Genomic DNA, 25,862 nt, shown 5'->3' on the forward strand with positions numbered 1-25,862 from the left:
CTATGAAGGTATTCATCACTAAACAAATTCCACAGGCCGGTCTGGACCTTTTACAAGAGGCCGGTATTTCTTATACCATTGCTGCAACAACACTGTCGCAGCAGGAGCTGATCGCCCAGGTAAAGCAATATGATGCTCTGCTGAGTGCGGGTTTTGTAAAAGCAGATGCGGCTTTCCTGGAAGCCTGCCGCCACTTAAAGGTGGTATCGCTGTTTTCTGTGGGATATGATACTGTTGATATTGCCGCGGCCACCCGCTTGGGTATTCCTGTCGGAAATACACCCGGAGTGTTAAGTCGCGCCACGGCAGACACTGCTTTTCTGCTGATGCTGGCGGTATCACGGAAGGCTTTTTATAATTATCATAAAATACTGGACGGCAAATGGAAGGAGTTTGAACCGGTGGCCGACCTGGGAACAGAATTATATGGAAAAACGCTTGGTGTTTTCGGACTGGGAAAGATCGGGTTTGAGATGGCTAAAAAATGCCGGGCTGCTTTTGACATGAATATCATCTATCACAACCGCAGTCATAACGAAACGGCTGAGGCAGAGCTGAAGGCCCGTTATGTCTCTATGGAAGAATTACTGGCCCAGAGCGATGTGCTTTCGGTACACGCCAATTTTTCCCCGGAAACAAAAGAGCTGTTCAATAAAGAGGCGTTCAGCCAGATGAAACCCGGGTCGATCTTTATCAATACAGCCAGGGGAGGACTGCATAATGAAGCAGCACTAAAGGAGGCCCTTGAGAACAAGATCATATGGGGGGCCGGACTGGATGTGACCAACCCGGAGCCGATGGCACCGGATAACCCGCTGCTCCGGATGCCTAATGTTTGTGTGCTGCCGCATATCGGCTCTGCCACAAAAGAAACACGGGATGCTATGGCAATAATGGCGGCAAAGAATGTGATCGCCGGACTAGAAGGCGAGCGGCTGCCAACGATAGTAAATGCCGATGTGTATCAGTAGCCGCTTTAAGGAGCGATACCATTTTTTAAACCATTAAGGAGTTAAGAGTCGTTAAGCCATGACGCCCGGCAGGTCTTAATAACCTTAATTCCTGAATGGTTCAAACCTCCGGAATACATTTTACCAAAACCAATTTTTATTAGACCCCGCACCATGTTTATTTAAATGCGCTGTGGTTTTCTGGTATTTCTGTTAATAAAATTCATTTTTTTTGATAACTATCTAAAGCAGGCAGCCTGTAAGCCATTGTGTGGCAGCACCACTTTTGAAACCATTAAGAGTTAAGAGCCGTTAAGCCGTGGCGCCCGGCAATTCTTAATAACCTTAATTTCTGAATGGTTTAAACCTCCGGAATACATTTTACCAAAACCAATTTTTATCAGGCCCCGCATCGTGTTTATTTAAATGCGCTGTGGTTTTCTGGTATTTCCGTTAATAAAATTCATTTTTTTTAATAACCATCTAAAGCAGACAGGGTATAAACCATTGTGTGGTAGCACCGCTTTTTAAACCATTAAGAGTTAAGAGTCGTTAAGTCATGACGCCCGGCAGGTCTTAATAACCTTAATTCCTGAATGGTTCAGCCCCCCGGAATACATTTTACCAAAACCAATTTTTATTAGGCCCCGCATCGTGTTTATTTAAATGCGCTGTGGTTTTCTGGTATTTCTGTTAATAAAATTCATTTTTTTTGATAACCATCTAATGCAGACAGGATATAAACCGTTGTGTGGCAGCACCACTTTTTAAACCATTAAGGAGTTAAGAGTCGTTAATCCGTGGCGCTCGGCAATTCTTACTAACCTTAATTTCTGAATGGTTCAAACCTCCGGAATACATTTTACCAAAACCAATTTTTATTAGGCCCCGCATCATGTTTATTTAAATGCGCCGTGGTTTTCTGGTATTTCTGTTAATAAAATTCATTTTTTTTTAATAACTATCTAAAGCAGGCAGCCTGTAAGCCATTGTGTGGCAGCACTACATAAAAACTTGCGAACATTTGTTGTATGTTTGGGCGCTTGTTTGAAGACAACAATTTCTATTTTCTTACTAAAAAAATAATGATCGAATGAAGAGACGTTTTCTGTTGCTGCTGGTATTGGTGACCGCAGTATTCCGTTCCTATGCAGATGAGGGGATGTGGCTGCCGCAGTTGCTGGGCCAGCAGGTGTACAACGATATGGTGAAAAAAGGGCTGAAGCTGAGCAAGGAACAGCTGTACAGCATTAATAAGAACTCGCTGAAAGATGCCATTATTATTTTCGGTGGCGGATGTACCGGAGAGATCGTAAGTCCGGAAGGATTGATCTTTACCAACCACCATTGTGGCTACGAAGCGATCGCCGGTGCCAGTACGGTGGATCATAACTTCCTGCGGGATGGTTTTTATGCCCGTAATAAAGGCGAAGAAATCAAAACCAGCCTCAGTGTGCAGTTTTTATTAAGGATCGAAGATGTGACCAAAGAAGTAACGGCAGCCCTGGGCACACTGAGTGGTAAAGAACGGGCCGCGAAACAGGCGGAAGTGCTGGCTGCAATCAACGGGCGGATGAGCGATCCGGCCAATAGTATCGAAACCCGTGTAAGCCCTTTGTTCAAAGGCAATCAGTTCCTGGCCTTTGTGTATGAGCGCTTCAGCGATATCCGCCTGGTAGGCGCACCTCCGGAAGCGGTTGGAAAATTCGGGGGTGATACCGATAACTGGGAGTGGCCGCGTCATACCGGCGATTTCTCCATCTTCCGCGTTTATGCCAATAAGCAAAACAAGCCGGCCGCCTATGACCCTGCCAATGTGCCGCTGAAACCAAAATGGTTCCTGCCTGTTTCCCTGAAAGGTGTGAAGGAAGGTGATTTTGCCATGATCTGGGGTTATCCCGGTGGAACCAACCGCTATGAATCCTCCTATGGCATCAAACTGGCAACAGAGGTGAACAATCCCACCCTGGTGGCATTGAGGGATGTACGGTTAAAATATATGTTTGAGCAAATGAAAAAAGATCCGGCGATCAAATTAAAGCTCGCCTCCAGTTATGCCGGTATTGCCAACTACTGGAAATTCTTTGACGGAGAGACCAAACAGTTGCTGAAATATGATGTGTATGGCCAGAAGAAGACCGCCGAAGATAAATTCAATGCCTGGGCAAAAGGCAAACCGGAATATGAGAACATCTTTTCAGACTGGGCAAAGGCCTATGAGGACTGGAAACCCTTTGCCAAAGCCAGGGTATACCTGAACGAAGGCATCCTGGGCTCCCCGCTTATCGGCTTTGCCGCTTCGCTTACCCCCCTGCGGAATGCATTGGTGACCGGCGCCACTAAAGAAGAAGTGGCAAAAATTGCTGCCGGGATTTCGGAAGAGCGGGACGAATTCCTGAAAGAGGAGGACACCCCCTCCGATCAGAACATCCTGGCCACCGTTACACAGTTGTTCTATGAGAATGTGGACAAAAGCCAGCAGCCGGAGGCATTTTACAACGAGCTTCAATCGAAATACGGCAGCCTGTCGGAAGCGGCCACCTATAAAAAATATGCGGCAGATGTGTTTGCCAATTCCCTGGTGTTCAATGACGCCAAATGGAAGTCCTTTATCGAAAACCCGGATACAACGGTGCTGGGGGCCGATCCGGCATTTGCACAGGCCAGTGCGTTTATCCGCAGTTATCAAAATGGTGTAGGACCAAAATACCAGGAGTTTACGGCAAAAAACAATGATTATGGCCGGTTATACCTGAAAGGAGTAATGGCCATGGATCCCGCAAAGGCAAAAATGATGTATCCCGATGCTACCTTTACTATGCGCGTGAGCTACGGGCAGGTAAAAGCCTATAAACCCAGGGATGCGGTATCCTATGATTATGTAACCACATCAAAAGGGATCCTGGAAAAATACAAACCGGGCGATTACGAGTATGATCTGCCGGCTAAACAAATCGAATTATTAAAGAAAAAGGATTTTGGCCAGTATGCCGACCCCGTACGTAAGGACCTGGTGATCGGCTTTATCACCTCCAATGATATAACCGGCGGAAACTCCGGCTCACCGGTGATCAATGGTAACGGAGAGCTGCTGGGACTGGCATTTGACGGCAACTATGAGGCCCTGAGCCACAAGCTGGCCTTTGATAAGGACCTGAACCGGACCATAAATGTGGATATCCGCTATGTATTGTGGTGTATCGACAAACTGGGCGGTGCCACTAATATCATCAATGAACTGAAACTGGTTAAATAGACGAATAAGGTTTTAAAGTCTTATTGGTCTGAATATGGCCCCGGTTCAACCGGGGCCATATCTCTTTTGGAGTAAACATACAACCGGAACCCTGTCTTGGAAAGTACCTGTCCTTTTGAAACTTTCACATTGTTTTAAAGGCGCGCTTTCAAAATCTGCTTTATTATTTGCCCGGAACATCTTAAATTAGCTGTACAACCTGTTTGAAAAAACAAGACTGATTAAAAGCTAAAGAATACCAAAGCCGGTTTAGGGCTCAATAACTGTAAAAATGAAAGCAATAATTCTCTTTCTGCCCGCATTGTTCATTTCCCTGAACCTGTTTGCAACAGCACAATATCCCGATAAGATCCTCTATAAGGAAAAAGAATATGCGCTGCACAGCAACCCGCTGGAAGACTATTTCAGCAAGCATCCGGATAAAAGGCCCCAAGGCGGGATCATATCAACGGCTCTTTGGCGGGGCTATGTTGCAACATTTGAGGTGGTCGACAACCAGCTTTTCCTGAAGGATATAGAAATAGAGTTATCCGATACCACAAATAAGCAACGATTTGCTACAAAATGGAAAAGTGTTTTGAATGAGGTTTTTCCCGGCCAGTCAAAAATAAAAATAACGTGGCTGACAGGTCTGCTGGTGATACCCCATGGCAAACTGATGAATTATGTTCACATGGGCTATGGCTCCACGTATGAAAAATACATCCTTTTGGAGATGAACCAGGGTGATCTGAAGAAAGAAAAGAACTTTGATCATAAGGAGTATGAAAAATTCCGGCAACGGCAGTTTAATGCATTCCGGCAAACGGAAGAATACAAAAAGCTGAAAGAACAGATGAAAAAAGAAAAGAAATATACCGATGAATTTATTGACGGTTTTCTGAGAGATTTTATTGTTAACTATACTTCAAAGATCCTGGCGGACTAATTGTTGGAGAACCTGGAATATAACACCAGCGGGTATCTCGGGGGAACTGTTTTTTTATAAGCACTAACAATTGTATTTTTAGGAAATGCAGGAACTGACAATTTCAAAAATTCATTTATATAAATTATTCATTCCCTTAAAGGAACCCTTTATCATTTCCCTGGGACCGCTGTATAACGCAGAAAGCGTGGTGGTCTGTATGGAAACCAATGCCGGCATCACCGGCTGGGGAGAGTGCAGTCCGTTTATGAGCATCAACGGAGAATCGGCTGACACGGGTCTTGTAATAGGACACTATTTTGAAAAAGCATTACTGGGAAGAGACCCATTGGCTATAGAGGAACGGATTGCTGATATGGACCGCATCATCTACGGTAACCGGAGCATAAAAAGCGCGTTTGATATGGCGCTGTATGATATTGCGGCAAAGCACGCGGAGCAGCCACTGTACCGGTTCCTGGGAGGGAAGAAAGACAAGGAGATCACCACAGACTATACGGTAAGCGTGGGGACACCGGAAAAAATGGCGGCAGACGCGTTAAAGATAAAAGAACAGGGATTCCCCGTAATTAAAGTAAAGATCGGGAAAGGCGGTGCTGCTGATGTGGAGCGCATCCGCGCGATACGGGCGGCCGTGGGGGATGCCATACCATTGCGGGTGGATGCCAACCAGGGCTGGGCCGTGGATGAGGCCATCGAAACGCTGAAAGCCCTGGAACCCTTTAACATCCAGCATTGTGAAGAGCCTGTCCCCCGCTGGGAATTTATGGAGCTGCCAAAAATAAAAAAAGCAAGTCCGGTTACCATGATGGCCGATGAAAGCTGCTGCGACCAGCATGATGTAAAACGGCTGATAGCCCTGGGTGCCTGCGACCGGATCAATATAAAACTGGGGAAAAGCGGAGGTATTTACAACGCACTGCAAATGATCCGGCTGGCGGAAGCGGCAAATATGGAAATACAGATCGGCGCCTTCCTCGAGTCGCGACTGGCCATGACGGCCTTTGCGCATCTGGCACTCTGCAGTCCGAATATTGTTTATTTTGATTTTGACACGGCATTGATGTTCAGCGAAGACCCTGTTGAGGGCGGCATACTTTATAAGGAAAAAGGTGTTATTGAGGTGCCGGAGATACCGGGGATCGGGGCAACTATAAAAATGAACTACCTTTAAAAGAAAACGGGCCATGAAAAATTATGCACTCCTGGTTGCGGTACTGCTGACTGCTGTTTTATGGGCAGCGGCCCAGGATCATCGACAGATCGCACAACATCGGATAATGAAAAACGGAGTACCGGTCATCTACAATATTTTTAAAACAAACGAAGACAAATCGCAGCCGGCTTATTTTGTAAATGGCAGGTATATCGAGGGCTTCCCGGGTACCATTGATCCGCAAATGATTAAAAGCATCCATGTAGAAAAGGATAGTATAACGGCAGGCGGTAAAAGATACAAGGGTGGCATTTATATAGAAATGAAACCGGATGCCCCGTTTCATCTTATTTCATTGGCAGAACTGGCCAAAAAGTACACGGATCTTAACGGGGTGCCCGCAGTTTTTACGGTAAACGGGAACCTGATAAACAGCGATTATGACCGGTATCTGATCGATGAAATGCTCTTACTTAATATTAATGTACAGGATTTAAAGGCAGCAAAGCAGCAAAGCATAAAGCTGATCAATATAGCAACCAAAACCGAAGAAAACATAAAAAAATCAAAGGAAATCCGGATCCGGGGCAATGACATCGCACAGTACTGACGCTTTTTCTTTTTAAGATAAGGAAACGGTTTCAAAAGCAATGTCATGCCCGACAAACAATTTACCGTACAAAATCAATGAGGCGATGACAAACCCGCTTATGGTTATCCTGAACTTGTTTCAGGATCCATTAGAACGCTGCAGCGCAGCACTGATATTACAAGTGACGGCGATAACAAGCGGATAAAGGTGCAGCGCGCTGCGCCTCTGTATTTGATAAACTGTACGGGGACTGCTGATCAGCCGGGCGTTTCAGCCGGATGAAGGCTGTCTTATCATCCAACGCCTGCCGGGGCATCCGTCCACCTTTGTCAGGCCTGGTGTGCCTTCATTTTATCATTGCGGTTGGGTTTCCTTCGCCAGTTTTTGCTCCCATTCCCATGCGGTACGCATCATATCATCCAGTCCGTATTTAATCTCCCAGCCCAGGCTTTGTACGGCGTGGTCGTTGTTGGCATAAATGGCGATCACATCACCCGGCCGGCGGGGACCGATCTCATAGTTCAGCTTTACGCCGCTTACTTTTTCAAAGGATTGGATGGCTTCCAGCACGGTAACCCCGTTCCCCGTTCCCAGGTTGAAGATCTCGTAATTGCTTTTATTTTTTACCTCTTCCAGGTATTTAATAGCCAGCGTGTGGGCATGCGCAATGTCGCTTACATGAATGAAATCACGCACACAGGAGCCATCGCGCGTATCGTAATCCGTACCATATACGGTCATTTTTGATAGCTTGCCGATAGCTGTCTGGGTGATGGCCGGTACCAGGTTCTGCGGGCGGCCAACCGGCAGTTCACCGATCTGGATGGAAGGGTGCGCGCCAACCGGATTAAAATACCGCAGGGCGATCACATTGGTATCAAACACTTTTGCAAAGTCCGTGAGGATCTGTTCGCCCATTTGTTTGGTAGCTCCGTAAGGCGATTCTGCCGGTTTGGTAGGCGTGGTTTCCACCACCGGTATGCTGTCCGGGTTGCCGTATACCGTACAGGAAGAAGAAAAGACAAAATACGGCGTGTCAAAGTCACGGGCGCATTTTAAAATATTGATCAGAGAGTTGAGGTTGTTCTCATAATAAACCAGCGGCTGTTCCACGGATTCTCCCACGGCCTTATAAGCGGCAAAATGGATGATACCGGTGATATCAGGATTTTCTTCAAAAATAGCATGGGTGTCATCAAAGTTGCAAAGATCCACCTTATAGTTCTTTACACTTTTGCCGGTAATTTTTTCAACGTTTTCCAGGATAAAAGGCTGGGATCGGCTGTTGTTATCCACAGAGATCACCTCGTACCCGTTTTCAATTAAATCAACAATGGTATGCGATCCGATATAGCCGCTACCACCAGTCACCAGAATCTTACTCATATAATTTTTATTGAGTTACAAAGGTGCGGATTTTTTCGTTAGGTTATTGTTCTGCGACCCTGTGATCTCAAATCTCGATTCTCAATTTTCAGTTCCCTACAAAAAAAGCAATGGGCTAAAATAAAAAAGTATCCGGTTCTCGGACACTTTTTTATTTATATTGCTGGTACCGGACGATTACTGTATACCCGGTACGATCAGTTTCATGATAAAATAAACAACGCTGGCCAGTACCGCGCTTACCGGGATGGTAAGGATCCAGGCCCAGACAAGGTTGATGGTTACGCCCCAGCGTACGGCCGATAAGCGCTTGGTGGCGCCCACCCCCATAATGGAACCGGTGATGGTATGGGTAGTGCTCACCGGTATCTTCATGGCCTCTGTTGCAAACAGGGTAAGTGCTCCGGCGGTTTCCGCAGCCACGCCCTCAAAGGGGGTCACTTTGGTGATCTTGGTACCCATGGTTTTTACAATTTTCCAGCCCCCGCTCATGGTACCCAGGGCAATGGCAGTATAGCAGGCCAGCGGCACCCAGATGACCATATGGTTCAGGTTATACGAATTGGGGTCATAAGCTACCAGTGCCGCCATGATGATGCCCATTACCTTTTGAGCATCATTACCACCATGTCCGATGCTGAAGATGGCGGATGAAACCAGCTGCAGCCGTTTAAACCATATATTGGCACGGTGTGCATTGAGGCCGCTCAAAAACAGGGAAAAAACGGCCATAATGATCAGGATCAGTCCTAATAATATGTATTTGAAGTTATGGGAGTAAAAGATCAGCTTCAGAAAATACGATTCATAATGGGATTTGAGCTGGGCAGGATCGGTTTCCAGCACAAAGCTGAGGAATACGAACACCGCAGCAATTACAAAGAATGAAAAGAGCTTGACCCTCCATCCTTTTTTAAAGGAGTTGATGAACCAGATGGAGAAAAGGAATGCCATGATCATACCGATAATGGGCGCCAGGAAGATAAACGCGGCAATGGTAAGGATCACGCTGGAGTTTACAGCGGTAAACGGGTTGCCCGTTCCCATTCCGATGGCGTGGGAGATACCGGCCCCCGCAAAGCCTCCGATAAGCGTGTGGGAAGAAGAGGACGGAATACCCCTCCACCAGGTAAAAAGGTTCCAGATAATAGCAGCAATAAGCCCCGCGAAGATCACATTAAGATCGATAAAGTTTTCTTTTACCGTTTTAGCGATGGTATTGGCCACACCGTGGTCCTTAAAGATAAAATAGGCTACAAAGTTGAACAGTGCGGCCCATATAACCGCCTGAAAGGGGGTCAGCACTTTTGTGGAAACAACAGTAGCAATAGAGTTGGCTGCATCATGAAATCCGTTGATATAGTCAAATATGAGTGCCAGGCCGATGATAACAACTAGATATGTAAACATAATTAAATGTGCTAATTTGATAATAGGCTAACGGGCGCTTTCCATAAATAAACGGTACCGGTAGCCAAAACCCGTAAACAGCCTTTAGGCATATTTAATAATAATGGATTCGATCACATTACCGACATCTTCGCATTTATCGGTAACCACTTCCATTGCCTGGTATACTTCTCTTTTCTTAATTACCTCTTTTGCGTCGGCTTCTGTATCAAATAAATATTCGATACTCAGATCAAAGACATCATCGGCCTGGTTTTCGATGCTGTTTATTTTTACAAGGGCCTCGGTAATATTGCGTACTTTTTTCATATCACGCAGCTCCATAACAGCCGCCTGTACCTGCTCGGCCGCCTGTACGATCAGCTCCGCCATTTTTTGTATCCCTGTTTCATTCGGGTTTACACGGTAGGTAGTGATCTTTTTTGCGGTGGCATATATATAATCGGCAATATCATCCAGGGAGGTGGCGAGGTAGTGGATATCTTCCCGGTCGAAGGGAGTGATAAAGTTTCTGCCCAGTTCTGTAAAAACATTGTGGGTGAGTTCATCATTGCCATGTTCCATATCTATTATGGACTGGGCAAGGGAGTTCCGTTTGTCTACATCGGTTTCATTGACCATCTGCTTTAAAAGTTTCCCCATAGAAGCCACGTTGGCGGCTATCTTTTCAAACAATTCAAAAAAAACGGTATTGCTGGGGGTGAAAATTTTGAGAAAAGAGTTTAGTCCCATGATAAGTTTTTAAAATTGGTGGCAAAATTATCCCCTTCGTTGAAGTATCATTATAAAATTACAGGAATTAATAATTCCTTAATATAGGAAATAGGGTTTCGTTCCGTTTTTTGACTAAAAGATCCCCCGTTTTTAAACATTTCTGCTGATTTTTCAACAAAAACTGTGCTGCTACAAGCGCTGTTAACATTAAGGCAACCTTGGAGTGATGATTTGGTAACATACGGGTAACAGTGAGGTAACACTGCCGTTTGACTTTTGCAGCAAATATTCTATATGCAAATTAGGCTGCTGTTCGTTACTTTTCTCATGTTTGTTTCCCATCTGGTTTTTTCACAGGCAAAGCTGTCCGGAAAAATTACTGATGGAGAAACGGGCGCTGCAATTGTAGGCGCATCAGTAACAATAACAGGAGAACAAAAGGGAGTGACCACTGATGTTGATGGTGGATTCTATATTTCGGTACAAAGGAATGTAAAATACAGCCTTACCGTTTCAAATGTTGGTTATCAAACAAAAGAAGTTGGCGATATCCAGGTTACAGATACCGATGTGCCTGTTGTCAATATCACGCTGGAAAAATCCAATCAGCAGTTACAGGAAGTGGTGGTAAAAACAAGTGCCAGAAGGGAATCTGTTGCTTCCTTATATAATGTACAAAAATTAAGTTCTTCTATTTCTGATGGTATTTCGGCGGATATTATCAAAAAATCCCCTGACAGGAATACCGGCGATGTATTGAAAAGGGTAAGTGGTGCTTCGATACAGGACAATAAATTTGTGATCATTCGTGGGTTGAATGAAAGATATAATACTGCATTGCTCAACAATGCAGTGTTGCCAAGCACCGAAGCTGACACGCGAGCGTTTTCATTTGATATAATTCCTTCTTCTGCGGTGGATAATTTGGTGATTTATAAGACACCTACACCTGATCTTCCCGGAGATTTTGCTGGAGGGGCAATAAAAATCACCACAAAGGATTATCCTACCTCGAAGTTAAGTGAGCTTTCGTTCACTGCCGGGTATAACACAATGACAACATTTAAGTCCTTTTACAAAAATCCGGATAAGGGAAATCTGGACTTCCTGGGTTTTTTAGATGACAGTCGTCTGATACCTGGTCCATACTACCGTAATATTTCGCAGTTTATTAATAAGACCGATGACTTTAAGACTGCTGTTACAAAAATGTTTCCCAATACGTTCGGATTCAAAAATGCGAATAACAGTTTACCCAATCTTTCCTTGTCATATACCGGAGGCAATACTAAACTGATGTCAAACAATAATAAGCTTGGATACATTTTTTCTTTAGGATATGGCACATCGCGACAGGTTTCAGAGCGTACCCGCGATGAATATTTGGCCGACAAAAGCTTGCGTTACTCATATACTACTACAAATTATGATCAAAAAAGCAATCTCAATGCATTGCTGAACCTGACCTACTCCTACGGTAAGAGTAAGCTGTCATTTAAAAACCTGTTTAACAACGATTTCACTTCTTCTCTTGGCTTAAGAAACGGATATGATGTTTCTAATGGAGAAGATGATAAATTCTTAATAAAAAGTAATCTGAATCACATTGTTCAAAATGGCATAGTTAACTCGGTTTTAGAGGGGGCACATAGTTTGAATAATGGTTGGAAAGCCGACTGGACGGGGTCTTTTTCTTATACTTACAGAAATGAACCAGATCAAAGGATTTTAAATTTCAGAACACGTTCAGGCCAGACGGATAATTTCTTTCTCCCACTGGGCAATCAGAACTCACCAGCAATAGATCGTGCTGGGAGAGTATATTCTTTCCTGAATGAGAATATCTACGGGGCTTCTGCTAATGTAATCAAAGAATTTCAATGGCTGAACCTGCCCCAGATATTTAAATTCGGAACAGCAAACTACTATCGCAAGAGAAATGTTGAGGTGGATGCAATAGGATACGCTTCATTGAGTGCCGGCGGTGTTGATATTCCCGAACCGGAAACAGGAACATTCTCTTCCGTTTTTACAAATGATAATATTGACAATTACGGAATTACTGTTGGTAATATACTGAATAATTCCGCATCTTATAAAGGCGATGCCTTATTAAATGCCGGTTATGTTATGTTAGATAATAAGCTGGCACCTTCTGTAAAACTTACATGGGGGGTACGTGTTGAAAATTACCGGCAGGAATTAAATGCTCTGGATAACAGAAGTACCAGTGTTGATAAGCCGATATCGAATTTTGATGTGCTGCCATCAGTATTGTTTACTTACTCTCTAAATCCAAAATCCAATCTAAGACTTGCAGGCTCACAATCAGTTAACCGTCCTGAATTCAGGGAATTGACAAATTATATCGTCTACGATTATGATCTGGCGCTTTTCGTTGCTGGTAATCCTGAGCTTCGGAGAAGTAAAAACTCTAATCTGGATTTAAGGTACGAATGGTTTCCTGGGGCAGGTCAGATTATTTCGGCAAGTCTGTTTTATAAGAAGTTTGACAATCCAATCGAGCGTGTCAATCTTGGAAATGATTTTCTGTCGTATCAGAACGCCAAAAGTTCTGAAGTATATGGTGCCGAGGTGGAGATTAGAAAAAAATTGGATTTTTTTCAAAGCGACTTCTTAGAGAGGCTTTCCCTGTATGTGAATGCTGCTTACATGAAAGGGTCTATCAAGTTTGAAAATATGCTTTCTGCGAATAACCCGATGCAGGGTCAATCGCCTTATTTAATCAACACTGGTATAACATATTCAGATAGGGAAGATAAGTTTATGTTTAATCTGTTGTATAACAGGATTGGCCCACGTCTGTCATACAGAGGGCAGGACGGTGCATTAAATATCTATGAAAAACCCAGGGATGTTATAGATGCACAGATAAGCAGGAAATTTCTTAATAAGAAGCTCGAGGTTAAAGCTACTGTATCTGACATTTTGGCCCAGCCATTTAATTGGTATTACAAGTTTGATCCGGCAACATCCAATATCGGTTATGACGAAGCCGATTCGAAGATTATGCGGTCAACAAAGCTGGGAACATCCGCATCTCTGACAATAAAATATCTTTTTTAAACGAGTTTAAAATCAAAAAAATGAAAAAAAACATGCTTTACGCAGCATTATTAGCTGCGGCGATTTACACCACTGGTTGTAGTAAAAGCGATAATAATCCCGATCCCGGACCTGGTACCAATCCACCACCCTCAGGCGAAACCATAGAAGTTTCCGGAACCCTTACCGGAAATGTGAAATGGACAAAGAACAATACTTATTTATTAAGAGGATATGTTTATGTTGAAAATGGTGCCACCCTTGATATAGAACCCGGAACTAAAATTGTGGCAAAAAGAGACTTATTAAGCGTATTGGTTGTATACATGGGAGGAAAAATAAACGCGATAGGAACTCCTACGGAGCCTATTGTATTTACTTCAGGAGAAAGCAATCCTCAACCGGGTGATCTTGGAGGTCTTGTGCTTGTTGGTAAAGCTACAGGTAATGGAAACCACGCTGTAATGGAAGGAGGAATAGACAAAAATGGAGGTAAATTTGGAGGCGATAATGATGCGGATAACTCTGGTACTTTAAAATATGTTCGCATTGAGTATGCCGGTAAAGCAGTATCTCCTGGAAATGAGCTGAATGGTCTTACACTTTATACGGTAGGTTCTGGTACTACAATTGATTACGTTCAGGTTGTAAGAGGAGTTGACGACGCTTTTGAATTCTTCGGTGGAGCTGTAAACTGTAAGCACCTGATCGCTTATAATAATGGAGATGATGATTTTGATCTTGATGATGGATACCATGGTAAAATACAATTTGCGGTTTCTATTAAAGATCCGCAGTTTACCGATCAAAAACCAGACTCAGATTTGTCAAACAATTTTGAGGTAGATAATACAAATGGTAAAGATGCCCCACCATTTATGAAGCAGCCTAACACACGCCCGGTACTTTCTAATTTCACCGCTATTGGCCCTAACAATGCAACGGGAACAAAGGATGTATATGGTTATGGCATGAGATGGAGAAGAGGTTCTCAGTTTGTTTTAGCTAACTCTATTGTCATCGGCGGACAGAAAGGCGGATTAATCATCGAGGATGCACCTACTGCAACTTACTACCAGGATGCAGCCAAAAGCCGTTTCTACAATAGCTTACTGCATGCGGTTACAAACCCGTTCCTTGTTTTAAATGCACCTACTTTTTCAAATGATGCGTTAAAAACATTAACAACAGGAAGTTATTTAAGCGTTTCTCTTGATGCGGCTGCTGATGCAGGCCTCACTGATCCATTCAATAATAAGACGCCAAATCTTCAGCCCAAAAGCGGAACGAAGCCGCTTACTATGGCAGCTAAATTCGATATGCCGGATTTAAACACCTTCTTTGAGAAGGTTACCTACCTGGGTGCATTTGATGGCACAAATGATTGGACAAAAGATTGGACTGTTTGGAACAAATAGTTATTACCTTTCGATAGTTAAAGGCGCTTCAAACGAAGCGCCTTTTTTATTGGATTGGGCAAAACTGATCTTTATCTCAGCCCCACCCCTTTTAATACAGCCATACGATAAACTGCATAGATTAGCTTATTCATGTAAGAAGCAAAAGCCAGTACCACAGCACCGGGCAGCTCATCTGTTACAGATTCATTGCTTACGGCATTAACGGTAAAAGCAGCGATGTATTGCTTCCATTGGTGCAGCGGAGTGTAGGCAAAAAACTGCTGAAGGTATAGCTGTGGCTGCAGGTACTCCGCAGTGGTAAGCGGCATGGGCAGTTCGATGGCCTCCCGTGTAGCGCGTTGCTCTTTTTTATTGTACTTCCCTTTTTTATATAGCAGCCACGCTACCTCTGTCAGTAGTTCCAGCTGGTGGCCGTAATCTATAGCATTGGCCGGGGCGCCCTGTTTCCAGGCATAAGCATTGGTAAGGGCGGCAGTGCAAAACTGCTCTAAATAAAGCCCCTGCTCCTGTGGGGGAGAAAGGTGAAAAAGGTCGTACAATACAGTATGTATATCTGTGGCTTTAGGATGCTGCTGGTACTTCAGCACCAGTGCGCTTAAATAGCTGTCTGTGTAAGGTGTTTTTTGCATGGGTATGTTTTAGGTTGTGTTTTTATCCCCTGTGCTGTTTTGCCACAAAGGCCAATAGCAACTGTGTAACTTTATCGGTGGAGCCAATACTTTTGGCTGTTACAGACACCTGATGGAACAAATAAAAAGTCTTCGTATTTCTTAGTGTCCTGGTGGCAACTAGCCTTCTTGCAGGTTGTCTTTTTCCCTTACATGTATCAGGTGTACGGCTTCCATCAGGCCTGCCAGCAGCAGGTAAAGATCCAATACTTCCAGCTCGCCGGGGTCTATGGAGGAGGAATAGGCGCTGTACAGTATGGTCCTTAGCGTATCCTTCCATTTTTGCGGCGACTGGTAGCGGAAGAATCGGCGAATGGCGCTGTAGGGGTCCTTATATTCTTCCAGTGTCAGTACGCGTGGCAGGCTGTTCCAAAGGTCTTCTTCGTCAGCTTCGGCATCATTGCAATACAGGCTATGGTGCATCAGCGCTTCCTGCGGCCCGGGGCTGCTTTCATTTTTTAATGTACAGGCAGCCAGCATTATGGAGCGGATGGCTTTAAAACGATTGTATACAACGGCGGGGTCTTCCTTTTTATAAATGGTTTCTTTTTCCACGCACAGCAGCACGTTTTTAATGCTGCTGTGGTAAGCGGCAATGGAGGTGTACTTAAAGCAGGCTGCTAATACCTTATAGGGATTTTGAATGGGCCGGCCCTGCCAGCAGCGGGTTTTGTAGGGATCGTTGTAGTTCATATGGTTTTGTTTTTTGTGTTTGTGAGATGGGGAAGGCGACCGGCACGATGCGGGCCCTGCTGCTGCTTTGATGGGTTATGCGCAATTTTCCTCCCGTTGTGCAGAGCCGCGAACCTCCCGGAGGGGGTTATACCCCTGATAGCCGGCGGTTACACCACCGGTCGTTTGCGAACGGTTGGAATTGAACCCCTGCGGGGTTCAACCAGTATGCTGATCATTGCCCCCGCGTTTCACGCGCAGTTAACGGAATGGAACCCCTTGCGGGGTTTGCCCTGGCAGCGGCGCGGGGGCACCTCTGTAACTACCGGAGTGTTCAACAGCTGTAAGACTCTTCTGCTCCCTTACATTGCTTCCGATAACGATCGGGAAAGGGTCACCAGAACAATCAGTCTTATATCGTACCGGGCCGCGAACACCCCGGATGGGGTTATGCCCTGATAACCGGCGGTGTAACCGCCGGTCGTTTGTGAAGGGTTGGAATTGAACCCCTGCGGGGTTCAACCAGTATGCTGATCATTGCCCCGCGTTTCACGCGCGGTTAACGGAGTGGAACCCCTTGCGGGGTTGCCCTGGCGGTGGCGCGGGGGCAAGACCAATGAGGTCTGTATGCCGCGGCGGGCAGACCTCATTGGTCTGTAACACCGGGGTAGGCGGTAATGATCATGCCCGCGGCATCCGTAATTACGGTGAGCGTACTCACCGGCTGGCCTCGGCTATCGTACCCAATGGTAGTGCCCACATTATGCACCCGGTGCACATTGGCGCCGGGTGGCGCGCCGCCGGGCGGGGGCAGCGGTGGCTGCTGCCCCGCGTCTTTTATGGCGGCTACCAGGGCAGGTATGGGCAGGGTAAACTTGCCCGCCAGCGGGTGGCGGGGCACCTTGTGGTAGTGGCGCTCCAGTATATGGGCCAGCGCCTTTACGCCCAGGTACCAGCTTTTGCGCAGCAGCTTTTTACGGTTTTTAACGGGCAGCTGGTGCATAAGGCCCTCCTGCAGCTGCTGCAGCCAGGTTTGGGTATCTGCCAGCAGAAAGAGCACAGGCAGCCATTGCTCCTCGTTAAAGGCGGGGTGGGTGTTTTGTACAGGTGTAGTAACGGCGTGCATAGATTACTCATTTTTATTTTAAATGAGCCTTTGGCAAGGTGGCATAAAAAAGTGCGAAGCCCAACTTACCAACTAGCGAGGTCGTAGGAGACCTATAGTACAGATAAGAGGGCCCGCACTGTAAAAGTACGAGCCTTTCACTTACCGTCTTGTACTAATTGAAATTTCCTACGTTTCGCTAGTAAGACCCTGTGAAATAGCTTTTAAAATGTTTCTACAGCTAAAATAATAATTTGGTCGTATTCGACCAAATATTTTTTTTATTGTGTCGTCAACTTTATATAATGGCAAAGAAAATAAAGCGTACGTCCTTACAAACATTTGGGGCATATCTAAAGCAGCATCGTGAAGAAGTGTTATCTGAAAAGAATTTATTAAGCTTCTCTTACTCTTCAAGCCTAGATAATAGCAAGCTGGCAAAAATAGAAAAGGGGGAAGTGAATATTCGCTTTAACACGTTATTGGAAATTGCCAAAACCTATAAACTTGATGACAAAACTATTTTAGGGTTTAAAATTTCTGAGCAAGAATAATTCTATTACTCGCGCAGGTCTCTGACCTGTGCGTGCCCGTTACTTGGGCCGTTTATTAAACCGGAATTAATTATTACTGCTATACAATTATACACTTGCTGCAATCAATCAGGAGCCAAGCAATGCTGCTGCACCGGCCGGGAGGCCTGCGCCAGAAAGTTATTTATCCAAAGGCTCAGTTTTTTTTATTGGACTGCCCTGCTATTATGTGGAACCGGGCGCGACCTGCATGACACGGGCCATTCGCTTGCCAGGGAGAGGAGCAATTTTTCCGTCTCATGCCCCGTAACTATCGGAACGGCTTTGCAGTAGTCAGTACAGCGACCCAGCAATGGATTTTTGTAAAGGCCATAGGGCCTGATTGATCTTTTAACTCCCGGAATTTATTCCGGGGGACCAACATGCTATGGAGCACAGGAGTGCCATGGGCACGGTGCATAAAAGCAGCGGTTTGGCAGCATGGCAGCTCTAACTCACGCCAAGTAATGCTTCTGCACAGGCCGGGAGGCCTGCGCAAGAGGGACTTGGGACGGAAAAGGGAAAATAAGCATTTAGGACATTATCGCTATTTTTGAATGGCCGGCAATCACCTATTTGATTTGAATAGTGGTAGCTAATTGGAATTAAAAATGAAATTACAACTACTTCAGCCCAACTTAATAAAGCTGTTTGAAAAACAGGTGAAAGCATCTGTTAGCAAATGTTTTAAAGATTTGGAAGAAAGCGATTTTACAGTACAGGATTTTAAACATTATATGCTGGCCGGGGCGGTGGCGTCCTCCCAAATAGAGGGCAGCACGCTGGACCTGAATAGCTTTTTTGTAAGCAAGGCCAATAATAAAAACAGCAAAGAGGTAAAAGAAATTGAAGATTTATTAAAAGCATACCAATATGCCAAACGATATCGCCTGACCCCAAAGGGGGTACTGAAATGCCATGAACTATTAGCCGGCACATTTAGCAACTTAACCAAAGGGCAAAAAGGTAAATACCGTAAAACGCAGGTGGGCATAAGAGGCTGGCAGGGGCTGGTTTATTTGGCCATAGAGCCGGAAAAAGTGCCTGCCGAAATGGATAAACTGTTTGCGGATATTGAAATACTCCTGGAAGAAAGTTTAAGCCTGAAACAAACCCTTTACTATGCCGCCTATATACATTTTATGTTTGCCAAAATACACCCGTTTGCAGATGGCAACGGCCGTGCTGCCCGGTTGCTGGAAAAATGGTTTTTAGCAGAATGCCTGGGTACATCCGTTTGGGGCATGCCTACTGAAAAGTATTACTACGATAACAGGCGGGGCTATTACAACGGCTTAAATATTGGCCGTGATTATTATGAAACGCTGGAGCAATTGGATAAGATACTACCTTTTTTAACCCTGCTGCCCAAAGCGGTATGTTATAAGCCGGTGGATTAAAAAAATGGAAGATTTATCTAACTCTAACTCATACAGGTCTCTGACCTGTGCGTGCTCGTTATTTGGACCGGAATTATTTATTACTGCTATAATTATACGCTACTGCAATCAATGAGGAGCCAAGTAATGCTTCTGCACCGGCCGGGAGGCCTGCGCCAGAAAGTTATTTATCTGTGGGCTCAGGTTTTTTTATTGGCCTGCCCTGGTATGTGGAACCGGGCGCGACCTGCACGACACAGGCCATTTGCTTGCCAGGGAGAGGAACAATTTTTCCATCTCATGCACCGTAACTATCGGAAAGGCTTTGCAGTGGTCAGCACAGCGACCCAGCAATGGATTTTTGTAAAAGCCATAGGGCCTGATTGATCTTTTAACTCCCGGAATTTATTCCGGGGGACCAACATGCTACGGAGCGCAGGAGTGCCATGGGCACGGCTCATAAAAGCAGCGGTTTGGCGGCATGGCAGCTCTAGCCTACGCAGGTCTTTGACGGGTGCGCCAGAGGGGGCTGCACCTTCATTGTTGTTACCTTACTTCAATGAGCAACGCTGCGTTGCACCTTTTATACAAAAAAACACCCGCAGCGGTGGCACTGCGCGGGGAGATTGCATTTTGCCAAAGAATGTAATAATATCTACTATTATTTAGCAGAGAACCTGTAATGGGGTTGCCTTATTTTTAATGCTATGTTTTACAACCGGTAAAAAACTGTAACACCGAAGCTGAAACAACACGTATTAATCATTTTAAAAAAATAACCATTTATGTCAAATGCAACAGTAAACCGGGTAAATGCCACCCTTGCCCCGGAAGTAGTAAAGGCCGTAAAAGACCACATTATAGCTATTGAAAAAGCGTTGCCCTTTTTGGTAGGGCTTACCACTGCGGAGCGCATGATGCTGCCGAAGATTAATGTAGGTAATAAAGTATTTACGGAGGATGCCATACAGGCGGCGGTAAATAATGCAGTGCTGCTGCCATCGTTTATAAAAGTGGAAGATATGAAAAAGGACCTGGCCCTTTACCATACCCTGGACGAGCTGGTGCTGGTGGTGCAGCAGCTGGCGGAAAAACTGGCGGATACACAGCTGCTGGCGGGCAGTGAGGCGTATACCAGCGCGCTGGCTATTTATAAAATTTTTGGCGCTGCCAGCGAAGCGGGGGTACAGGGTACCAAAACCCTGCATGAGCAGCTAAAGCAGCGGTTTAGCGGGCAGGGTAAAACCCAGGTACCCCCACCTGAAAGTACCGGGGAGGTGCCTAATACCTAAACTAATTTATCAAAACCCTAAGCCGTTGAAGCAAAAAGCTAAACCGGCCCACCTAAAAGCTTCGCGCGCGAAGCTTTTTTCTATGTTAAGGGTATACAAAACCTAAACTGACCAGAGAGGAGCGGTGGGTACCCCCACCTGCACAGGCGGGTGCGTTTAGGCAAAAGCTTCAACAGTTTAACAAAATGCTTTGCAAGCTAAGGTAAAAGCCTGGCGTGTTTGGGTTTTAGGTACGCAGGGGTACCCCGGAGGGCGGGGTAAGGAGGCGGTAACTGAATTCTGCAGGTTTCTGACCATTTGCTAATCATTGCTGTAGAACTTACTAAGCTTCTGCACAGAACGGAGACCTACGCAAAAAGGACGAAACAAAGTAGCTTACTATGGCAGTAAGCATCTGCTTTGAAATGGGTACATACCTGGGTACATTTAACGGAACCAACGGCTGAGCAAAGATTGGCTGTTCGAGACAAATTATTAGTGGTAGAAAAGACACCTGCTTAAATAGGCCCTTATGAAAAGATAATACTTGTTTAATCTTATGTTAATGATATGTTAATATGGCTGATGTATATTACATATAAATATTACCTCCCAAACTAAAAACACAAAACCATGAAAAAATTAAAACAACTTGCTGTCCTTATCATTTTTACTGCATTTATCGGATGTAAGAAAAATGATTTTTCGGAAATCAAAAAAGATGATAAGAATGAGCTCTCGGCAGTGCTGCAAAATTTTTTAAAGAGTAATAGCCTTAGTTCAAAAGATGTCCAGGAAAATGATGATTATTTTATTGTAGACGGAGATATATTAATATCTAAATCAGGATTGAAGAAAATAGCAGCTACCTCTCCCAGACAGGTATCTACGAATAATACAGTGCAGGGAAGTTTAACAAATATCACAATTGGGTTTTACGATGCAACACCTTCTCAATTCAGTGCTGACGATAGCCGATGGTTTTACACGATTAGAAGGGCTGTTGACGCCTGGAATACGATCAGCAGTTGCAGGATAAACCTCATACATGTTTACAATAACATGTATGCACCCTACCCTTCGCTGAATGTTGATATTCTGGTTGTTCCGGAAAACCTTGGTTCTGGCAACTTTGGACAAGGCGAATGGCCCACACAAGCTGGTGCACCAGGAAATAGAATTAAAGTCAATCCTTATACAGCAAATACTGATGGCTCACCCAGAAGTCAGGATCAAGATGTATACATGCTTATACATGAAATAGGGCACTGCCTGGGTTTGCGACATACTGACTGGTTTGTAGAGGGTGCAGGAACTATAGGAGCCAACCCGATTCCCGGAACACCCTCATCTGGCGCCTCAACAGATGATGCAAGTTCTGTAATGAATTCGGGAAGACTGGGCACCAGTTATGGCTGGGGGGCCTATCCTTCAGATGGAAGATTTTCTTCCTATGACAAGGTTGCTGCCAGGTATTTATATCCATTGGGAAATAGCGGATACACATTTAAAACAGTAATTAATGGGCCAACCTCCGGATCTGTAAGTCAAACGTTAATTATGACGTCGGGTGCTGGCGCTGATAATTATGGACATGAATGGCGGGAACTTGATGCCAGCGGAAATATACTGTACGGGCCTTACCAAGCAGGTGCACAAATAGAATTTTCAATGCCCAACCCCGGCACATACTTTCTTGAGACAAGAATTATAAATGGCGAACTACCAGGAGAATGGATACGAAAGACGGTTGTTTTTAATTAGTGACACTAAATTGTATCTAATTAGCCAATCTCTGCTCTCTGGATACACGATTTCAAAAGAGAACCGACAACGGTTCTCTTTTGTTTTTAAGATAAAATAAATGAACACTGCAGTGCTTCTTGCCCTGCCAGCTGCCAGTGTCCATTTTGCACTGGGCTATGCATACCGGCGCCCGTGTGACCTTCCCGTACTGATAGGAAATACCGAAGATCTGTGGTTGGGGGGCTCTCGTCCGTTCGGCCACCTGGTGCCCCGCAAAACGAACAGCTACTTTAAAAAATGATACAGTGCTTTAAAGAAATGCCATCACTTGCTACGGATGATACGCATATGCCACTTCATAATTCACATTCTTTAATTGCGGCAGCAGGGCACCCATGGGAATGTCTTCTTTCTGTGGCGTGGGTTCGCAAACGGAATATTGCTCCCCGTTAAAAAGGATGGAAGTGCCAACCGGTTTATCCAGCTTAACAGCAATGGTAACATGCTGCGGATATACCAGCACGATCATGGGGCGGTTGTAAATTTCTTTTACCAGGTAAAAAAAGAACAGTACCCGGTCCTCGCAGTCGCTGCCATCATACAGCAGGGTCTGCTCGGGGGTCAGCCGCTTTTCCTGTCCGAACTGGCGGGTGTCTTCCTCAAAGGGAAATGCATACCGGGTAAACCGCATCAGGTAATCCACTCCGTTTTTTACGGAGAGCCCTTTGAGTTCTTTTTTAAGCAACGGGATCAGGGAGGCCTGCGTGGCATTACTGAGCGGAATGGAAAAATAAGCGCTGTAGTCGACCGTAGGATAATTGGCAAAAAGCGTTTTTATCTGGGGATTCACCTTCACTTTATAATCATAATCCTGGTTGTAGATGGAGACCCTGAGATCACGGGTTATATAATCCGTTGTTTCAAACCGGGGCAGCTTGGTTACCTTATAGGAAAAAGAGCGCTGCTGCTGCGGAACGGCCAGCGCCACTTCCTGGAACGGATTTTTTTCAAAATCGATATTGCTGCCATAGTCATGGTAATTGAGGCAAACATATTGCCTGCCCCCCTTCATCCGGTAAGGGATATTGTAAATATTCTCATCACTTTGTATGTAAAACAGTAACTGCCGGCCACGCAGCGCCAGCATGGGGTCAAACCCGGATTGCAGCATAAAATACCACTTGTACAGGGTATAGCGGATGTAATTTTGTTCCTTCGGACTGATCTGCTGTGCTGCCGCGCGTACCAGCTGGTAATACAGCCAGTCGTCGGCCCCCTCCTCCGCCTCATATTTTTTTAAGGCGGCAATAACAGCAGAATAATCCTTTTGCCGGATGGAGGTATAAAAGGTACGGATACTGGAATCGGACAGCCGGCCCTCATCAAAATCCACAAACTGTGCTTCATCATAGGCAAACCGGATACTGTCTCCATAAAACAGGAAGCGCACCGTTTTATCGGCATTGCCTGCCTGTAAAACCGCGGGAAAAAACAGTAAACTGCACCATATGAGGAACACGTTTTTCATAACTCCGGAATCTATCCAAGTTACAAAAATTAATGATTATTTAATATTAAATTTTGGAAAGAACGGGGGAAAGCAATATAAAAGCCGCCTCAAAAGAAGCGGCTTTATGAAGAAATGCAACGGTTGATCAATATCCCGGGTTCTGCACCAGGGAGGTATTCTTATTCATTTCATCCCGGCTGAGCGGGGCATAATACATCTTATTAAGCCATTTCCGGTTCTCATGTGCCTCATTCACCACCGGGGTATAGGTATAATTGTAGATATTATTATCATGCCGGTAGGTATTTGCCAGTTGCTGCCCGGGTTTAAAGTTGCCCACCACATTGATAAAAGTGAGTTTACGGCCTACGGTCTCCTGCGGGATCAGCCAGCGCCGCACATCAAAATACCGCTGCTCTTCATAGGCCATTTCCACTCTTTTTTCATTACGGTAGCGCTTTTTAAGGGCATCACCGGCATCGGTAACGGCCGGCATGCCGGAACGGTAGCGGATCCGGTTCAGCCATTCGCGGGCCTCGCCGTCTTCTTTCAGCTCAATACAGGCTTCTATATAATTGAACACGGCTTCCGTATACCGGAAGAAGGGCCAGGGAATGAGCTGCTTGGTATTGGCATCCACGATCTTGGGGTCGGGGTCGATAAACTTGCGCATATAATAACCGGTGCGGCTTCCGTTCCAGTCCTCGATGGAGCTGCTGCGGGTATCGAGCCCGTTAAAAGTGGTTTTGGCACCGCTAACCATAAGGTCGTATTGCCCGGTCTGGATCTGGTTGGCGGGGTCCACATTTCCCGAGATCAGGTTACGGGGCTTCCAGTCGGCACCATCATACAGGATGGTGGCATAGAAGCGCGGGTCCCGGCCGGTATAGGGGCTGGCCTTTTGTGCCGGATTGCTCCAGCTGAAGGGGGTACCGTCGGCCATTTCATAATCATCTGCCAGCAGCCCGATCGGTGTGTTCCCGGCCCAGTTGTGATAGCCGTTAGGACCGTTGTACTGGGCGATGCTGACACCTCCCCCCGTATTTACATTGAGGTTATAGTAACGGCCAAAAATCACCTCTGAACCGGCATTGGCATCCATACCCAGCGCCTTGCTGTAACCACTCATGGCAATGGACATATAATTGGTTTTGCCCTCGGCGGCCGAAACCTTGGCATTGAGGTTGAGTTTATACCCTGTGCCCATGTCCATCACCTGTTTTGCCGCCAGTTTTGCTGCAGTCCAGCGCGCGTCACGGTCGCCGCCGGCATAGCCGAACAGCTCCGGTTTGGGATGACTGGCCAGCTCGGGGATTTTTGTTTTTGCCAGGGGCAGATAGGCCAGGTCGCTGGCGGCATACAAAAGGATCCGCGACTTTAACGCCAGGGCTGCCAGCACGCTGGCCCTTCCTTTGTCCATTTGTGTTTTATTGATCAGCCAAATTGCGGTATCACAGTCGGCAATGATAAAGTTCACACACTCTTCAAAGGTGTTCCGTGTTACACTATAATCCTGGTTCAGATCATATGCCTTGGAAATAAGGGGTACGCCGCCATAGTAGCGCAGCAGCTGATGGTAAAAGTAGGCCCGGAGAAAATGCGCCTCTCCCTTCAGCCGGTTCGCCAGTGCTGTATCGATCTTTGGCTCCGCCAGTTTCTCCAATGAAATATTGGCAGCACGGATATTATCGTAAAGATTCTTCCAGCTGTAACTGCCGGGGATCCACCCCGTGCTGCTGGGACTGGAGCTGCCTTCCATTACTGTGTTGATGTCCCGCCCGGTATGTGTAAAGGTGGCTTCGTCGGTGAGCGATGCCAGCATCTGCTCATCAAAACCACCCACGCCCAGTCCGTACACGCCGGTACCACCGCTGTAAATGCCCGTAACAAAAGCCTGTGCCAGTGCCGGGTCCTGCCAGGCGGTCTCTTCAGGTACCTGTCCCGTGGGGTCAATATTGAGAAAATCCTTACTGCAACTAATAATTGTAAATGAAATGACCATAATGATCAAAAATGGCCTAAAAATATATGTTTTCATATTTGCTGAATTTGAGTTGAAT

Annotated in this window: 19 protein-coding genes; 11 read left to right on the forward strand and 8 right to left on the reverse strand. The window is 45.5% G+C overall.

The features are described from left to right. Positions 1-2: 2 nt before the first annotated feature. The 5 genes from K7B07_RS11290 to K7B07_RS11310 all read left to right on the forward strand — a co-directional run bounded on the left by K7B07_RS11290 (position 3) and on the right by K7B07_RS11310 (position 6,900). Entirely contained in the window at positions 3-971 is a 969-nt protein-coding gene (locus K7B07_RS11290) for a 2-hydroxyacid dehydrogenase (RefSeq protein ID WP_223709683.1), read from the forward strand. Positions 972-2,043: 1,072 nt separating this feature from the next. Then, entirely contained in the window at positions 2,044-4,206 is a 2,163-nt protein-coding gene (locus tag K7B07_RS11295; protein ID WP_223709685.1) for a S46 family peptidase, read from the forward strand. 271 nt (positions 4,207-4,477) lie between these two features. Continuing rightward, positions 4,478-5,134, forward strand: a complete 657-nt coding sequence (locus tag K7B07_RS11300) for a hypothetical protein (RefSeq protein ID WP_223709687.1) — start codon at positions 4,478-4,480, stop codon at positions 5,132-5,134. An 85-nt stretch (positions 5,135-5,219) separates the two neighbouring features. Beyond that, positions 5,220-6,308 carry a mandelate racemase/muconate lactonizing enzyme family protein gene (locus K7B07_RS11305; protein ID WP_223709688.1) on the forward strand — a complete coding sequence of 363 codons (1,089 nt, stop codon included), beginning with the start codon at positions 5,220-5,222 and terminating at the stop codon, positions 6,306-6,308. 13 nt (positions 6,309-6,321) lie between these two features. Beyond that, positions 6,322-6,900, forward strand: coding sequence for a hypothetical protein (locus K7B07_RS11310; protein WP_223709690.1), 579 nt, complete (start codon positions 6,322-6,324; stop codon positions 6,898-6,900). A 336-nt stretch (positions 6,901-7,236) separates the two neighbouring features. On the opposite strand, the gene galE is transcribed toward K7B07_RS11310, so the two are convergent. The 3 genes from galE to K7B07_RS11325 form a co-directional block, all read right to left on the reverse strand. Next, the gene (gene galE / locus K7B07_RS11315) at positions 7,237-8,268 is read right to left on the reverse strand and encodes a UDP-glucose 4-epimerase GalE (protein WP_223709691.1); all 1,032 of its coding nucleotides are present in this window, start codon (positions 8,266-8,268) and stop codon (positions 7,237-7,239) included. A gap of 177 nt (positions 8,269-8,445) precedes the next feature. Then, positions 8,446-9,678 carry an inorganic phosphate transporter gene (locus K7B07_RS11320; RefSeq protein WP_223709693.1) on the reverse strand — a complete coding sequence of 411 codons (1,233 nt, stop codon included), beginning with the start codon at positions 9,676-9,678 and terminating at the stop codon, positions 8,446-8,448. An 84-nt stretch (positions 9,679-9,762) separates the two neighbouring features. After that, positions 9,763-10,410 (reverse strand): DUF47 domain-containing protein, encoded by a 648-nt coding sequence (locus tag K7B07_RS11325; RefSeq protein ID WP_223709695.1) that lies wholly within the window; start codon positions 10,408-10,410, stop codon positions 9,763-9,765. Positions 10,411-10,686: 276 nt separating this feature from the next. Between K7B07_RS11325 and K7B07_RS11330 the strand changes: the two genes are divergently transcribed. Then, the gene (locus tag K7B07_RS11330) at positions 10,687-13,479 is read left to right on the forward strand and encodes a TonB-dependent receptor (RefSeq protein WP_223709697.1); all 2,793 of its coding nucleotides are present in this window, start codon (positions 10,687-10,689) and stop codon (positions 13,477-13,479) included. A 20-nt stretch (positions 13,480-13,499) separates the two neighbouring features. Beyond that, on the forward strand, positions 13,500-14,876 hold the full coding sequence (locus tag K7B07_RS11335) for a hypothetical protein (protein WP_223709698.1): 1,377 nt from the start codon (positions 13,500-13,502) through the stop codon (positions 14,874-14,876). A gap of 71 nt (positions 14,877-14,947) precedes the next feature. Here the strand turns inward: K7B07_RS11335 and K7B07_RS11340 are convergent, their stop codons facing one another. From K7B07_RS11340 to K7B07_RS11350, 3 genes are all read right to left on the reverse strand, one after another. Then, complete coding sequence (locus tag K7B07_RS11340; protein WP_223709700.1) at positions 14,948-15,508, reverse strand: hypothetical protein; 561 nt, start codon at positions 15,506-15,508, stop codon at positions 14,948-14,950. 159 nt (positions 15,509-15,667) lie between these two features. After that, complete coding sequence (locus K7B07_RS11345; RefSeq protein ID WP_223709701.1) at positions 15,668-16,240, reverse strand: hypothetical protein; 573 nt, start codon at positions 16,238-16,240, stop codon at positions 15,668-15,670. Positions 16,241-16,865: 625 nt separating this feature from the next. Further along, positions 16,866-17,345 (reverse strand): hypothetical protein, encoded by a 480-nt coding sequence (locus K7B07_RS11350; RefSeq protein ID WP_223709703.1) that lies wholly within the window; start codon positions 17,343-17,345, stop codon positions 16,866-16,868. 284 nt (positions 17,346-17,629) lie between these two features. Between K7B07_RS11350 and K7B07_RS11355 the strand changes: the two genes are divergently transcribed. From K7B07_RS11355 to K7B07_RS11370, 4 genes are all read left to right on the forward strand, one after another. Continuing rightward, on the forward strand, positions 17,630-17,878 hold the full coding sequence (locus tag K7B07_RS11355) for a hypothetical protein (protein ID WP_223709704.1): 249 nt from the start codon (positions 17,630-17,632) through the stop codon (positions 17,876-17,878). Positions 17,879-18,507: 629 nt separating this feature from the next. Beyond that, positions 18,508-19,296 (forward strand): Fic family protein, encoded by a 789-nt coding sequence (locus tag K7B07_RS11360; RefSeq protein ID WP_223709705.1) that lies wholly within the window; start codon positions 18,508-18,510, stop codon positions 19,294-19,296. Positions 19,297-20,060: 764 nt separating this feature from the next. Then, entirely contained in the window at positions 20,061-20,567 is a 507-nt protein-coding gene (locus K7B07_RS11365; protein ID WP_223709706.1) for a hypothetical protein, read from the forward strand. A gap of 612 nt (positions 20,568-21,179) precedes the next feature. After that, the gene (locus tag K7B07_RS11370) at positions 21,180-22,310 is read left to right on the forward strand and encodes a M57 family metalloprotease (protein WP_223709707.1); all 1,131 of its coding nucleotides are present in this window, start codon (positions 21,180-21,182) and stop codon (positions 22,308-22,310) included. Positions 22,311-22,623: 313 nt separating this feature from the next. Here the strand turns inward: K7B07_RS11370 and K7B07_RS11375 are convergent, their stop codons facing one another. Both K7B07_RS11375 and K7B07_RS11380 read right to left on the reverse strand, forming a co-directional pair. Beyond that, a complete protein-coding gene (locus K7B07_RS11375) occupies positions 22,624-23,820 on the reverse strand; it encodes a hypothetical protein (RefSeq protein ID WP_223709708.1) in 1,197 nt (398 codons plus the stop codon). A gap of 127 nt (positions 23,821-23,947) precedes the next feature. After that, complete coding sequence (locus tag K7B07_RS11380) at positions 23,948-25,840, reverse strand: RagB/SusD family nutrient uptake outer membrane protein (protein WP_223709709.1); 1,893 nt, start codon at positions 25,838-25,840, stop codon at positions 23,948-23,950. Positions 25,841-25,862 lie beyond the last annotated feature (22 nt).

The organism is Niabella beijingensis (genome assembly GCF_020034665.1).
Taxonomy (GTDB): domain Bacteria; phylum Bacteroidota; class Bacteroidia; order Chitinophagales; family Chitinophagaceae; genus Niabella; species Niabella beijingensis.